Raw genomic sequence first — 13,188 nt, forward strand, 5'->3', positions numbered from 1 at the left:
CCAACCCCTCTGGCTGGTCGGGAGGGCCGGCGTTCAGGCGGCCGTGCCCAGGGCTTCCTGGGCTCGTAGGTCGCCCGGCTTCGTCGGGAGGAGCGTCGGGGGCGGCAGTCGGCGGGTGCGCCTCAGCAGGCCCGCGCCGATCGTGGCCGCGATGATCAGCCCGCCCGCCACCAGCGCACCGCGCGCTCCGGCCAGCTCCATGAGCAGCCCCAGGGCGGGCGGTCCGCCGAGGCCCCACACCGTGCCGATGCTGCCCCAGACGCCGAGCACGCGTCCGCGCAGGTGGGCGGGCGGGTCGGTCTGGAGGACGGCGGTTCCGGCGGTGTCGGAGACGGACTCCACGACCGCCATCGGCAGGACGAGGATCAGCAGCACCACCAGGGACGGGGACAGGCCCGCCGCCACCTGGAGCAGACCGCCCGCGGCGGCCAGGGTGCCCACGAGCCGCACCGAGGGCCGGCGCAGCCGGGCCCCGAGCACCGCGCCGAGGATGCCGCCGACGGCGAGGACCGTGGAGACCGTGCCGAAGGCACCCGCACCGCCCGCCAGCGGCCCGGTGACCAGCACGGCCAGGGTCAGGCTGTAGTTGCGGCCGAAGACCGAGCTGAGCCCGGTGACGGCGGCGAGCGCGACCAGGCGGGGCCGGCGGGCGAAGAAGAGCAGGCCCTGGCGCACGGTCAGGTCGGTTTCGGCCGTCCCGCCCCGCATGTCGGGGGAGGGGGCCGCGGTCCGGTCGGCGTGGCGTACCGCGCCGGGCGCCGGGCGCAGGAACGGGATGACCGTGGCCACGAAGAGGAACGACAGACCGTTCGCGGCGTACGCGGCGGCCGTGCCGAGGAAGGCGACCGTCACCCCGGCCAGGGCGGTGCCCACGAGCCGGCCCGCGTTGTGCACCAAGGCGCCGACGCCGATGGCGGAGGGGACGTCCTCCACCGGCACGAGGTCGTTGCCCAGCAGGGCGCACGCCGGTCCGTCGACCGTGGCGATCATGCCGGTCACCGCGGCCAGCACCATCAGCGTGGTCAGGTCGAGCCGGTCCAGTGCCACCAGCACGGCGGTGGTGAAGGCGACCGCGCCGAGCAGCGCCTGGCTCACCGAAGCCGTCAGCTTCAGCGGCCAGCGGTCCACGGCCCTGCCGCCCAGCAGGCTCATGAACAGAGCGGGCGCGGCCTGCACGGACATCGAAAGACCCGTGGCCGCGGCGGAGCCGGTGATCTGCAGGACGAGCAGGTTCTGCACCGTCAACTGCATCCAGGTGCCGGCGTTGGACAGGAAGTTGGCTACGGACCACCAGCGCATGGCGCGGTACCGCAGCGAGCGCCACGGCGAGCGGGAGGCTTTCGGCGCAAGGGAGGGCAAGGCAGGGGAGGCAGACACAGTGCGGTACTCGAACCAGGGGTCGGGGGAGGACCTGGGGAACGGAGTCACCGGCTGCGTTGCGCGGTTTGTTCCACCGAATCGGTCACGGCGCGGACCATCGTGACAGACGCGGTCCCGGAGACGACCGGCCCGAGCGCCGCCGTCCGGCCCACCCGGGACTGTCTGCGCAGGTGGGGGCCGCTGTCCGGGGTTCGAGTGCGGTTGCTCACAGCACGCTGAGCGGGCCCGTCGCCCCCAAGGCGTACGGGCCCGCTCAGCGGTTCGGCGGCACAGGGGCCGCGCGCGAGTCAGTCCGTCTTGCCGCGTCCGCTCAGCGCGTCGCGCAGCCGGTCGACCATGCCGACGCCGGGCGCCAGCAACTTGTTGGCGGGCGGCTTGTCCGGAGCGGAGGGGTGCGGGCGGGTGGGGGCCGTCTTCTTCGCCTGGCGGACCTTGTCGCCGAGTTCGTCCAGGGCCTCGGCGGGGCACGTCGCGCGCAGCTGCGGGAAGAGGTTCTCCTCCTCGTCCGCGATGTGGGCGCGGATCTCGGTCATGAGCATGCCGATCAGCCGGTCGAACTCGCGGTCGCCCGGGTCGCAGCTCTCCAGGTCCTTCATGATCTGTTCGGCCTTGGCGTGGTCCTCGAGCTCCTGGTCGGCCAGTGCGTCGCCGCCCACGAGGTGTTCCCGCACGGCGGGGTAGAGGTAGGCCTCCTCCGCCACCGAGTGCCGCACCAGCTCCATCGTGACCTGATCCGCGTACACCTTGCGGTTCTTGTCCCCCGGGGGCAGCGCCTCGATCTTGCCGAAGAGCTCCTCGACCTCCCCGTGATCGGTCATCAGCTCCTCGATCACGTTTCCACCGTGACCCATGTCCTTCACCTCCTGCCTGAGACGGCGGCCCGGTCGGACGCGCCGCGAGCTCCGAGTGCCCGCCCGCGGAGGGATCACACAGGACTCGCGCTCACCCGGCTCACCCCGCACAGTAGGAATCAACATGTGAAACCAACTGCTCCCGGAAGGCCGGAAAACCGACAGCCCAGCTCCATCCGGTGACCTGTTCTTTCACCCCTGACAACAGCTCGGAACAGCTCTCCGAAGCCTTCGGTGGCTTTCCGCATCACTCCTGTGCCGCGCCGGACGGTGTGTGCCGGGGCCTGCCGCCCCCCGCCGTCGTGTGCGGACGAAGGACACTCCATGACTGAAATCTCGTCGTGTGCATGGCGGCGTGCCCTGGTGACCGGCGGCGCCGGTTTCCTCGGCAGCCATCTGTGTGAACGCCTGCTGGATTCAGAGGTCGAAGTCGACTGCGCCGACAACCTCTGCTCCGGGACGCGCGAGAACATCGCCCATCTGGCGGACCGGCGCGGATTCCGCTTCATCGAGTGCGACGTCTCCGCCCCCGACGCCCCCGGGCTGCTGTCCGGGCCGTACGACCTCGTCCTGCACTTCGCCTGCCCCGCCTCCCCGGCCGACTACCTCCGGCTGCCCCTGCAGACCCTCGACGTCGGCAGCCTGGGCACCCGCAACATGCTGGCCGTGGCGGAGCGGGACGGCGCCCGCTTCCTGCTCGCCTCCACCTCCGAGGTGTACGGGGACCCGCTGGCGCATCCGCAGCGCGAGGACTACTGGGGCAACGTCAACCCGGTCGGCCCGCGCAGCGTGTACGACGAGTCCAAGCGGTTCGCCGAGGCGCTGGTCACCGCCCATGCCGGGGCCAAGGGCACCGACGCGGGGATCGTGCGCCTGTTCAACACGTACGGGCCCCGGATGCGCGCGCACGACGGGCGGGCCGTGCCCACCTTCGTCACCCAGGCCCTGGCCGGTGAACCGCTGACGGTGGCCGGTGACGGCCGGCAGACACGGTCCCTGTGCTACGTCGACGACACCGTCGACGGGATCCTGCTGGTCGCGGCGAGCCATTCGGTGCGGCCCGTCAACATCGGCGGCAGCGACGAGGTGACCGTCCGCGAGATCGCCGACCGGGTGGTCGAGCTGACCGGCTCCTCCTCCCGGATCGTGTACGTCGACCGCCCCACCGACGACCCGCAGCGCCGCCGCCCCGACACCACCCTCGCGCGCGAACTGCTGGGCTGGTCGCCCCGCGTGCCGTGGGAGGAGGGCATCAAGCAGACCATCGCCCACTTCGCCGCGGCGCAGCCGGCCGGCGACCGGGTCCCGTAGCGCGGGACCGTCCGCTCCCGTACGCCGCTCGGAGGCATCGCATGCGTGTCCTGGGAATCAACGCTCTCTTCCACGACCCCGCCGCCGCTCTCGTCGTGGACGGCCGGATCGTGGCAGCGGCGGAGGAGGAGCGCTTCAGCCGGCGCAAGCACGGCAAGCGCCCCGTCCCCTTCTCCGCCTGGGAACTGCCCGAACTGTCCGCCCGCTGGTGTCTGGACCAGGCCGGCCTGAGCCCGGCGGACCTGGACGCGGTGGCCTACTCCTACGACCCCGAACTCGCCCGCCCGGCGGACCAGCTGGGACTGCACGACCCCTGGGACGCGCTGCGGCAGGAATACGCCCGCCGCGCCCCCGAGTTCCTCGCCGAGGCGCTGCCCGGCCTCGACGCCGGCAAAATCCGTTTCGTCGCGCACCACGTGGCCCACGCCGCCTCCGCCGGGCAGGCGGCCCCGTACCCCGACAGCGCGGTCCTGGTGCTGGACGGGCGCGGCGAATGCGGCTCCCATCTCGCGGGCCGCTACGCCAACCGCGAGCTGACGATCCTCGGCTCCCAGTCCCTGCCCGACTCCATGGGCCTGTTCTACGAGGACCTCACCCAGCACCTCGGATTCCTGCGCAGCAGCGACGAGTTCAAGGTGATGGCCCTGGCCTCCTACGGCGAGCCCCGCTTCCTGGACCGGCTGCGCGTCTACGTCCACCTGGACGGCGAGGGCGGGTTCAGGGCCCGTCCCGTGCCCTGGGAGGAACTGGTGCCGGCGCGGGCGAAGGGCAGCGGCTGGACGCAGGAGCACGCCGACATCGCCGCCAGCGCCCAGGCCTGCCTGGAGGAGGTCATGCTCGGGCTCGCCCGCTGGCTGCACGACCGTACCGGCGAGGACGTCCTGACCATGGCCGGCGGTGTCGCGCTCAACTGCGTCGCCAACACCCGCCTGTACCGGGAGACCCCCTTCCGGCACATCTGGGTGCAGCCCGCCGCCGGTGACGCGGGCACCGCGCTCGGCGCCGCGCTCCATGTCGCCCATCAGAAGGAGACCGTGGAGCCGATGCCCACCGCGGCCCTCGGCCGCGGCTGGAGCGACGCCGAACTGCGGGCCTGGCTGGAGAGCGCGGCCGTGCCCTACGAGGAACCCGACGACATCGCCGAGACCGTCGCCGCGGCCCTCGCCGAGGACGCCGTCGTGGCCTGGTTCCAGGGCCGCAGCGAATACGGCCCGCGCGCCCTCGGCCATCGCTCCCTGCTCGCCCACCCCGGCCGCGCCGGGAACCTGGAACGCCTCAACGCCGTGAAGGGGCGCGAGGAGTTCCGCCCGGTCGCCCCGATGGTGCTGGCGGAACGGGCCGCGGAGCTGTTCGACGGGCCGTTGCCCAGCCCGCACATGCTGTTCGTGCACGAGGTCGCCGCCGCCTGGCGCGACCGCATCCCGGCCGTGGTCCACGTGGACGGAACGGCCCGCATCCAGACCGTGGACCGGCGCGACGAACCGCTCGTGGCCCGCATGATCGACGGATTCGAGCGCCGTACCGGCCTGCCCGTCGTCGTCAACACCAGCCTCAACACGGCGGGCCGCCCCATGGTCGACGACCCGCGGGACGCCCTGGAGTGCTTCGGCTCCGCGCCCGTGGACCTGCTCGCCCTCGGCCCGTACGCGATCCGCCGCAAGGAGGTGTTCGCATGACCGGCGAACCCGCCTACTCCGTCGTCATCCCGACGATCGGCCGCCCCTGCCTGGCCGACTGCCTGCGCGCGCTCGCCGCGGCCGGCGACCACCCGCCCGAGGAGGTCGTCCTGGTCGACGACCGTCCGTCCCCCGCCGCCGAACTGCCGCGGGAAGCGGCCGGGGTGCTGTGGAGCCGGGTGCGGACCCTGCGCACCGGCGGCCGCGGTCCGGCCGCCGCCCGCAACGCCGGATGGCGCACCGTCAGCAGCCCGTGGACGGTCTTCCTCGACGACGACGTCCAGGTGCTGCCCGACTGGTCCCGCCGCCTCGCCGACGACCTCGCCGCGGCCGACGCCGGCACCGGCGGCGTCCAGGGACGGCTCCGCGTACCCCTGCCCGACGACCGGCGGCCCACCGACTGGGAACGCGGCACGGCCGGACTGGAGAACGCGGCCTGGGCCACGGCCGACATGGCCTACCGCACGGCGGCCCTCGTCGAGGTCGGCGGATTCGACGAGCGGTTCGGCCGCGCCTTCCGCGAGGACGCCGACCTGGCCCTGCGGGTGCGCGACGCCGGCTGGACGCTGCACCGGGGCGAGCGCACCACCCGCCACCCGGTACGCCCCGAGGGCGCCTGGGCATCGGTGCGGGCCCAGCGCGGCAACGCCGACGACGCCCTGATGACCCGGCTGCACGGCCCCGACTGGTGGTCGCGTGCCGAGGCCCCGCGCGGACGCCTGCCCCGGCACGCCCTGGTCACCTCCCTGGCGCTCACCGCCCCCCTGCTCGCGCTGGCCGGCCGGCGGCGCGCCGCGCGGATCGCCGGGACGCTGTGGGCGCTGGGCACCGCCGAGTTCGCGCTCGCCCGCATCCGGCCGGGACCGTGCACGGCCCGGGAGATCACCGCCATGGTCTCCACCAGCGTGGTCATCCCGCCGCTCGCGGTGCGCCACTGGCTGCACGGGCTGGTACGCCACCGCGGGGCCACGGCCCTCAGGAGCACCCCGTGAACACCCGGCCCCGTGACCCGAACCGGCCCGCCGCCGTCCTCTTCGACCGCGACGGCACCCTCGTCGAGGACGTCCCCTACAACGGCGACCCCGACCGGGTGCGCCCGCTGCCCGGTGCCCGGCAGGCCCTGGACCTGCTGCGCGCCGCGGGCGTCGCGACCGGCGTGGTCAGCAACCAGTCCGGCATCGGCCGCGGCCTGCTCACCCACGCCGACGTCCACCGCGTCAATGACCGCGCCGACGCCCTCCTCGGCGGCCTCGACACCTGGGTGTACTGCCCGCACGCTCCGGACGCCGGCTGCGACTGCCGCAAGCCGCGCCCCGGACTCGTCGTCGAAGCCGCCCGGCGGCTGCGGGTGGCGCCCGCCGACTGCGTGGTGATCGGCGACATCGGCGCCGACGTCCAGGCCGCGCACGCCGCGGGCGCCCGGGCCGTACTCGTACCCAACGCCGCCACCCGGCCGCAGGAGACCGCGACCGCCCCCAGCACCGCCCCCGACCTGCTCACGGCCGTGCGCCGGCTGCTCGGCGAAGGGCCGGGTGATCGCCGGTGAAGGCCCTGGTCGTCCGGCTCGACAGCTTCGGCGACGTGCTGCTCGCCGGGCCGGCGGTGCGCGCGGTCGCGGCGCACTGCTCCGAGGTGACCATGTTGTGCGGCCCGCGCGGCGAACCCGCCGCCCGGCTGCTGCCCGGCGTCACCGACGTCATGGTGTGGGAGGCCCCCTGGGAGGGCTTCGACCCGCCGACCGTGGCGGCGGCCGACACCGAGGGCCTGATCCGGCGCCTGCGGGACGCGGCGTTCGACACCGCCCTCGTCCTCACCTCCTTCCACCAGAGCCCCCTGCCCACCGCCCTGCTGCTGCGCCTGGCCGGGGTGGCACGCATCGGCGCCGACAGCGTCGACCACCCCGGCCGCCTCCTCGACGTCCGCCACCAGCGGCTGCCCGGCCGCCACGAGGCCGAGGCCGCCCTCGACACCGCCGCCGCCATGGGCTGGCTCCCGCCCCCCGGCGACGACGGCCGGCTGCGCGTCGTCCCCACCCCCGACACCATCGCGCTCACCGGCAACGGCCCCTACGTCGTCGTCCACCCCGGCGCGAGCGCCCCCGCCCGTGCCTGGAGCCCCGACCGCTGCGCGGAGACGGTGGCACTCCTCGGTGAGGCGGGCCACCGGGTCGTCGTCACCGGCGGGCCCGACGAGGTGGGCCTGACCCGCAAGGTCAGCGGCGACACCGCCGTGGACCTCGGCGGCAGGACCGACCCGCGGACCCTCGCCGGTGTCCTGCGCATCGCCGACGCCGTCGTCTGCGGCAACACCGGCCCCGCCCATCTGGCCGCGGCCGTGGGCACTCCGGTCGTCTCCCTGTTCGCGCCGGTGGTACCGGCCGAGCGGTGGGCGCCGTACGGGGTGCCCTGCGTCCTCCTCGGCGACCAGCGAGCGCCGTGCGCGGACAGCAGGGCCCGCCGGTGCCCCGTACCGGGCCACCCCTGCCTGGACGAGGTGACCGGCCAGGACGTGGTGGCCGCGGTGCACAAACTCCTTGAGGAGAGCCCATGAACATCCTCGTCTGGCATGTGCACGGATCCTGGCTGACGGCGTTCGTGCAGGGCCCCTACACCTTCCTGGTCCCGGTCACCCCCGACCGCGGACCCGACGGCCTCGGGCGGGCCCGCACCTGGCAATGGCCGTCCACGGTACGGGAACTGACCCCCGACGAGCTGCGCGAGGCCGACATCGACCTGATGGTGCTGCAACGGCCGCACGAACTCGACCTCGCCCTGCGCTGGACCGGCCGCCGGCCCGGCATCGACGTCCCCGCCGTCTACGTCGAGCACAACAGCCCGCACGAGTCGGCCGTGGACACCCGCCACCCGCTGGCCGGCCGCAGCGACATCCCCGTCGTCCATGTCACCCACTTCAACCGCCTGATGTGGGACAACGGCAAGGCACCGAGCACCGTGATCGAGCACGGGATCATCGACCCCGGGCACCTGTGGACCGGCGAGGAGCCGCGCGCCGCGGTCGTCGTCAACGAACCCCTGCGCCGCGGCCGTACGACCGGAACCGACCTGCTGCCGGAGTTCGCCCGCGCCGTGCCGCTCGACGTGTTCGGCATGCGCACCGAAGGGCTCGCCGGCCACCTCGGTCTGCCGCCCGACCTCCTGCGCAGCCGCGACCTGCCGCAGAGCGCGCTGCACCGGCAGATGGCGCGCTGCCGCATGTACCTCCACCCCGTCCGCTGGACATCCCTCGGACTGTCCCTGCTGGAGGCGATGTTCCTCGGGATGCCCGTCGTGGCCCTCGACACCACCGAGGTGCGCGAGGCCGTCCCCGAGGGGGCCGGGGTGGTGTCCAACCGGCTCGACGTCCTGCGGGACGCCCTGCGCGGATTCCTCGCGGATCCCGTGGACGCCCGCCTGACAGGGGAGGCCGCCAGGTCTGCGGCACAGGCCCGCTACGGAGAACGGCGCTTCCGGGACGACTGGGAACGCCTGATCAAGGAGGTCACCCGATGAGTGCCAGCCACCCTCCGGCCCGCCGGGTCGCCATGGTGTCCGAGCACGCGAGCCCCCTGGCCGCCCTCGGCGGTCCCGACGCGGGCGGCCAGAACGTGTACGTGGCACAACTCGCCGGCCGGCTGGCCCGCCGGGGCTACGACGTGGTCGTGTACACCCGCCGGGACGACCCCCGGCTCCCGGACCACGTCACCACACCCGACGGATTCCGCGTCGTCCATGTGCCCGTCGGACCGCCCGCCCCGGTCCCCAAGGACGAACTTCCGTCCTGCATACCGGAGTTCGGTCAGTTCCTGGCCCGCCAGTGGGCGGCCGCACCCCCCGACGTGGTGCACGCCCACTTCTGGATGTCGGGATGGGCCGCGCTCACCGGGGCGAAGGGCCTCGGGGTGCCCGTCGTGCAGACCTACCACGCGCTGGGCACCGTGAAGCGGCGCCACCAGGGCGCCGCCGACACCAGCCCGCCCGAACGCGTCGCCATCGAGAAGGCCGTCGGCCGCGCGGCCGGCCTGATCCTCGCCACCTGCCGGGACGAGGTGGCCGAACTCGTCGCCATGGGCCTGCCCCGGCACCGGATCACGGTCGTGCCCTGCGGAGTCGACCCCGACCGGTTCGCGCCGGTCGCCGACGCCCGGCGGTCCGCCGCAGCACCCCGGCGGCTCCTCGCCGTCGGCCGGCTCGTGCCCCGCAAGGGCTTCGACCGCGCGATCCGCGCCCTGGCCGGCGTCCCCGACACCGAACTCCTCATCGCGGGCGGCCCCGACCCCGCCCTCCTGACCGCCGAACCGGAGGCCGAGCGGCTGCGCGCCCTCGCCGAGGAGCACGGCGTGGCCGACCGGGTCACCCTGCTCGGCGGGGTGAGCCCCGACCGGATGCCCCAGCTGATGTCCAGCGCGGACCTGGTGCTGTCCCTGCCCCGCTACGAACCGTTCGGCATCGTCCCGGTCGAGGCGATGGCCTGCCGCGCCCCCGTCCTCGCCACGGCCGTCGGCGGCCAGCTCGACACCGTCGTGCACGGCGTCACCGGCGAACTGGTCCCGCCCGACGGCGACCACGACCTCAGCGGCACGATCCGCCGCCTCCTGGACGACCCCGACCTGCTCGCCCACTACGGCGAACAGGGACGGCGCCGGGTGCTGGACCACTACACCTGGGACCGCGTGGCCGACGGCGTGACCCGGGCCTACAGCGCTGTCTCCTCCGTCCCCTCGCTCTCGGGAGCCGTCCGATGACACTCGCCACCGACGTCACCCACTGCGACGCCCTGATCAGGGCCCTCCAAGGGTTCCGCGACTACGGCGGCCCGCGCCTGGAACGCTGGGGCACCGACCTGGCCGCCCGCCTCGGCGCGGGCTCCCGGCTGCTCGTCGCCGGCAACGGCGGCAGCGCCGCCCAGGCCCAGCACCTGACCGCCGAACTGGTCGGCCGCTACCGCGACGACCGGCCACCGTTCTCCGCGCTCGCCCTGCACGCCGACACCTCCTCCACCACCGCCATCGCCAACGACTACGGCGTCCAGGAGATCTTCGCCCGGCAGGTGGCGGCGCACGGCCGCTCCGGTGACGTGCTGATGCTGCTGTCCACCAGCGGTGCCAGCGACAACCTCCTCGTCGCGGCGAGCGAGGCACACCGCCACGGCATGACGGTGTGGGCGCTCACCGGCCCCGCCCCCAACCCCCTGGCCGACGCCGCCGACGACACCCTGTGCGTGGCCGCGGCGACGTCGGCCACCGTCCAGGAACTGCACCTGGTCGCCGTCCACATGCTCTGCGAGTACTTCGACCGGACCGTCGGAGCGCCCCGGCACGCGGAGCCCTGGGCCTTCGTCACCCAGGACGCGGCGGGGGAGGTCACATGAGCGCCGCCGCCCCCCTGCTGGTCGTCGGGGACGCCCTCCTCGACCACGACATCTGCGGCCGGGTCGAGCGCCTGGCCCCCGACGCACCCGTGCCCGTCGTCAGCGACACCCGGCGCGCCACCCGCCCCGGCGGAGCGGCACTCGCCGCCTGCCTGGCCGCCGCCGACGGCCGGCCGGTCACCCTGGTCACCGCGCTGGGCGACGACCCCGCCAGCGCCACCCTGCGCCGGCTGCTGGCCGGCCGGGTCCACCTGGTGGAACTGCCGCTCACCGGAGCCCTGTCCAGCAAGACCCGCGTCCTCGCCGACGACCGGCCCCTGCTGCGCCTGGACGACGGCGACGGCCGGACCCGCGAGAGCACCCGGCAGGCGTGCCAGGCCGTCGCCGAGGCGTCGGCCGTCCTCGTCGCCGACTACGGCCGCGGCACCGCCGACGCCCTGCGCGACCCCCTCACCGACGCGGCCGGACGGGTCCCCGTCGTCTGGGATCCGCACCCGCGCGGGCATCAGCCGGTGGCGGGCGTACGGCTCGCGACACCCTCGGCGAGCGAGGCGCAGGCCTTCGCCCGCCGCGACGCCGAGGCCCGGCCGGGCGGCGAGCTGCACGCCGCCGCCCAGGACGCCGACCGGCTGGTGCACCTGTGGCGGGCCGCCTCGGTGGCCGTCACGCTGGGCGGCCGCGGCGCCCTGCTCTCGCACGGCGGCACCCCCCTGCTGGTGCCGTCGCCGGTCACCGCGGAGGGCGACGCCTGCGGCGCGGGGGACCGGTTCGCGGCGACCGCCGCCGGACTCCTCGCGGACGGCGAGATCGTCGAGACGGCCGTACGGGGTGCCGTGCACGCCGCCACCCGGTACGTCGCCGAAGGCGGTGCCGGGTCCGTCCATGTGACCCCGGACCCCGCCGCCCGCCCCGCCGAGCCGGAACCGACGGACGACGCGCTGCGCACCGCCGCCCGGGTCCGGGCCGCCGGCGGCACCGTGGTGGCCGCCGGCGGCTGCTTCGACCTCCTGCACGCCGGGCATGTCGCCCTGCTGCAGGCCGCCCGGCGCACCGGCGACTGCCTGGTGGTGTGCGTCAACTCGGACGCGTCCGTACGCCGCCGCAAGGGCGGGGGACGCCCCTTCGTCCCGGTCGCCGACCGGGTCCGGGTGCTGCGCGCCCTGGAGTGCGTGGACGCGGTCGCCGTCTTCGACGAGGACACCCCCGAACGCCTCCTCGGCGAACTGCGCCCGCACATCTGGGCCAAGGGCGGCGACTACGCCCGCACCCCGCTGCCGGAGACCCCGCTGGTGGAGAGCTGGGGCGGCCAGGTCGTCCTGTTCCCCTACCTCGACGGCCGCTCCACCACCGGCATCGCCGAACGGGCGGCCCTGACCCCCTCCACGGCCACCCCGGCACGGAGGCGACGGTGACCGAGCGACGCGGGTCCGCGCGGCGCGAGGGGGTACCGGGTGCGGGGATCGGTACGCCCTCGCAGCCCCGCCTGCTCGTGCTGCGGGCGCTGGGCCTCGGGGACCTGCTCGCCGCCGTACCCGCCCTGCGGGGAATACGGCGGGCCTTCGCCGGGCACCACGTCGTGCTGGCGCTGCCTCCCGCGCTCCGCGAGGCGGCGCTGACCACCGGTGCCGTCGACGACGTCCTGCCCGCCGAGGCACCGGGCCGGGCGGTGCCGTCGCTGGACCACTGGGCCGGGCCGCCGCCGGACATCGCCATCGACCTGCACGGCAACGGCCCGGCCAGCCGCGACGCGCTCGCCGCCCTCACTCCCCGCCGGCTCCTGGCCCACGCCGCCCCCACCCGGCCCCCCGTGTGGCGGCCCGACGAGCACGAGCGGCAACGATGGTGCCGCTTCCTGGCCTCCTACGGCATCGCCGCCGACCCGGGCGACCTCCGGCTGCCCGCCCCCACCACGCCCTCCCCGGCGCCGGGAGCGGTCGTCGTCCACCCGGGCGCGGAGGCCGCCGCACGCCGCTGGCCGCACGAGCGGTACGCCGAGGTGGCACACCGACTGCGCGCCGCCGGGCACCGGGTGGTCGTCACCGGCGGGCCCGCCGAGGACGCCCTGGTCGGCGCCGTCGCCCGAGGCGCGGGGCTGCCTCGGCGCGACGTACTGAGCGGGGGCCTGCCCTACGGCGAACTCTCCGCGCTCATCGCCGGGTCGCCGCTCGTCATCAGCGGCGACACCGGACTCGCCCACCTGGCCGTTGCCCACGGCACGCCCTCGGTGACGCTCTTCGGACCGGTGGCGCCCCAGCTGTGGGGCCCGCCGCCCCTCGCCCGCCACATCGCCCTGTGGAAACCGGGACCCCCCGGCGATCCGCACGGCGACGTTCCCGACCCCCAACTGCTGCGGATCACCACCTCCGAGGTCGCCACCGCGGCACTGACCCTGCTGCACGCCGACGCACTGGGCGAAGAGACGCAGACCCGGGTCGATCCGCACGGGATGGCCGTACCGCCACCGGGGTGATCCCCCTTCCGCACGGGATGCCACACGGATGCCAAGGAGTGTGACCCGGCATCGTCACCGCGTGGGTACCCGCCGAGAAACCCGCCGCCGCGGAAAAGACGCGCGGCACATTGCCACCCATACTGTCCCTAAG

The 13,188-nt window shown here is 75.0% G+C and carries 12 protein-coding genes; 10 read left to right on the plus strand and 2 right to left on the minus strand.

All coding sequences use genetic code 11. The annotated features are described in order from the left end of the window. Window positions 1–33: 33 nt before the first annotated feature. Both ACWD11_RS16475 and ACWD11_RS16480 read right to left on the minus strand, forming a co-directional pair. The gene (locus tag ACWD11_RS16475) at window positions 34–1,299 is read right to left on the minus strand and encodes an MFS transporter (RefSeq protein WP_451283632.1); all 1,266 of its coding nucleotides are present in this window, start codon (window positions 1,297–1,299) and stop codon (window positions 34–36) included. A 368-nt stretch (window positions 1,300–1,667) separates the two neighbouring features. Then, window positions 1,668–2,231 carry a hemerythrin domain-containing protein gene (locus ACWD11_RS16480; protein WP_389417156.1) on the minus strand — a complete coding sequence of 188 codons (564 nt, stop codon included), beginning with the start codon at window positions 2,229–2,231 and terminating at the stop codon, window positions 1,668–1,670. Between the two features lie 324 nt (window positions 2,232–2,555). On the opposite strand from ACWD11_RS16480, the gene ACWD11_RS16485 reads away from it, so the two are divergent. Genes ACWD11_RS16485 through ACWD11_RS16530 form a run of 10 tightly spaced genes read left to right on the plus strand, consistent with a single transcriptional unit; the run spans window position 2,556 to window position 13,055 of the window. After that, window positions 2,556–3,542: an NAD-dependent epimerase/dehydratase family protein gene (locus ACWD11_RS16485; RefSeq protein ID WP_389417157.1), complete on the plus strand. Its 987-nt coding sequence runs from the start codon at window positions 2,556–2,558 to the stop codon at window positions 3,540–3,542. 41 nt (window positions 3,543–3,583) lie between these two features. Further along, window positions 3,584–5,218 carry a carbamoyltransferase family protein gene (locus ACWD11_RS16490; RefSeq protein ID WP_451283634.1) on the plus strand — a complete coding sequence of 545 codons (1,635 nt, stop codon included), beginning with the start codon at window positions 3,584–3,586 and terminating at the stop codon, window positions 5,216–5,218. Continuing rightward, the gene (locus tag ACWD11_RS16495; protein WP_389417159.1) at window positions 5,215–6,210 is read left to right on the plus strand and encodes a glycosyltransferase family 2 protein; all 996 of its coding nucleotides are present in this window, start codon (window positions 5,215–5,217) and stop codon (window positions 6,208–6,210) included. The genes ACWD11_RS16490 and ACWD11_RS16495 overlap by 4 nt, the downstream gene beginning before the upstream one ends. After that, entirely contained in the window at window positions 6,207–6,764 is a 558-nt protein-coding gene (locus tag ACWD11_RS16500) for a D-glycero-alpha-D-manno-heptose-1,7-bisphosphate 7-phosphatase (protein WP_389417160.1), read from the plus strand. Before ACWD11_RS16495 ends, ACWD11_RS16500 begins: the two co-directional genes overlap by 4 nt. After that, window positions 6,761–7,768 carry a glycosyltransferase family 9 protein gene (locus tag ACWD11_RS16505; protein WP_389417162.1) on the plus strand — a complete coding sequence of 336 codons (1,008 nt, stop codon included), beginning with the start codon at window positions 6,761–6,763 and terminating at the stop codon, window positions 7,766–7,768. The genes ACWD11_RS16500 and ACWD11_RS16505 overlap by 4 nt, the downstream gene beginning before the upstream one ends. Continuing rightward, window positions 7,765–8,727 (plus strand): glycosyltransferase, encoded by a 963-nt coding sequence (locus ACWD11_RS16510; protein WP_389417164.1) that lies wholly within the window; start codon window positions 7,765–7,767, stop codon window positions 8,725–8,727. Before ACWD11_RS16505 ends, ACWD11_RS16510 begins: the two co-directional genes overlap by 4 nt. Then, window positions 8,724–9,959: a glycosyltransferase gene (locus ACWD11_RS16515; RefSeq protein ID WP_451283638.1), complete on the plus strand. Its 1,236-nt coding sequence runs from the start codon at window positions 8,724–8,726 to the stop codon at window positions 9,957–9,959. Before ACWD11_RS16510 ends, ACWD11_RS16515 begins: the two co-directional genes overlap by 4 nt. After that, window positions 9,956–10,585 (plus strand): D-sedoheptulose-7-phosphate isomerase, encoded by a 630-nt coding sequence (locus tag ACWD11_RS16520; RefSeq protein WP_389417166.1) that lies wholly within the window; start codon window positions 9,956–9,958, stop codon window positions 10,583–10,585. The genes ACWD11_RS16515 and ACWD11_RS16520 overlap by 4 nt, the downstream gene beginning before the upstream one ends. Further along, a complete protein-coding gene (locus ACWD11_RS16525; protein WP_451283640.1) occupies window positions 10,582–11,997 on the plus strand; it encodes a PfkB family carbohydrate kinase in 1,416 nt (471 codons plus the stop codon). Before ACWD11_RS16520 ends, ACWD11_RS16525 begins: the two co-directional genes overlap by 4 nt. Then, window positions 11,994–13,055, plus strand: coding sequence for a glycosyltransferase family 9 protein (locus ACWD11_RS16530; protein ID WP_451283642.1), 1,062 nt, complete (start codon window positions 11,994–11,996; stop codon window positions 13,053–13,055). The genes ACWD11_RS16525 and ACWD11_RS16530 overlap by 4 nt, the downstream gene beginning before the upstream one ends. The last annotated feature ends 133 nt before the right edge of the window (window positions 13,056–13,188 follow it).

It is taken from the genome of Streptomyces sp. NPDC002776 (assembly GCF_053592195.1).

What these genes read in the sequence shown, in the direction of transcription:
- ACWD11_RS16475 (WP_451283632.1), bottom strand. Translation starts at nt 1,299, where the DNA reads ATGCGCTGGTGGTCCGTAGCCAACTTCCTGTCCAACGCCGGCACCTGG.
- ACWD11_RS16480 (WP_389417156.1), bottom strand. Translation starts at nt 2,231, where the DNA reads ATGGGTCACGGTGGAAACGTGATCGAGGAGCTGATGACCGATCACGGG.
- ACWD11_RS16485 (WP_389417157.1), top strand. Translation starts at nt 2,556, where the DNA reads ATGACTGAAATCTCGTCGTGTGCATGGCGGCGTGCCCTGGTGACCGGC.
- ACWD11_RS16490 (WP_451283634.1), top strand. Translation starts at nt 3,584, where the DNA reads ATGCGTGTCCTGGGAATCAACGCTCTCTTCCACGACCCCGCCGCCGCT.
- ACWD11_RS16495 (WP_389417159.1), top strand. Translation starts at nt 5,215, where the DNA reads ATGACCGGCGAACCCGCCTACTCCGTCGTCATCCCGACGATCGGCCGC.
- ACWD11_RS16510 (WP_389417164.1), top strand. Translation starts at nt 7,765, where the DNA reads ATGAACATCCTCGTCTGGCATGTGCACGGATCCTGGCTGACGGCGTTC.
- ACWD11_RS16515 (WP_451283638.1), top strand. Translation starts at nt 8,724, where the DNA reads ATGAGTGCCAGCCACCCTCCGGCCCGCCGGGTCGCCATGGTGTCCGAG.
- ACWD11_RS16520 (WP_389417166.1), top strand. Translation starts at nt 9,956, where the DNA reads ATGACACTCGCCACCGACGTCACCCACTGCGACGCCCTGATCAGGGCC.
- ACWD11_RS16525 (WP_451283640.1), top strand. Translation starts at nt 10,582, where the DNA reads ATGAGCGCCGCCGCCCCCCTGCTGGTCGTCGGGGACGCCCTCCTCGAC.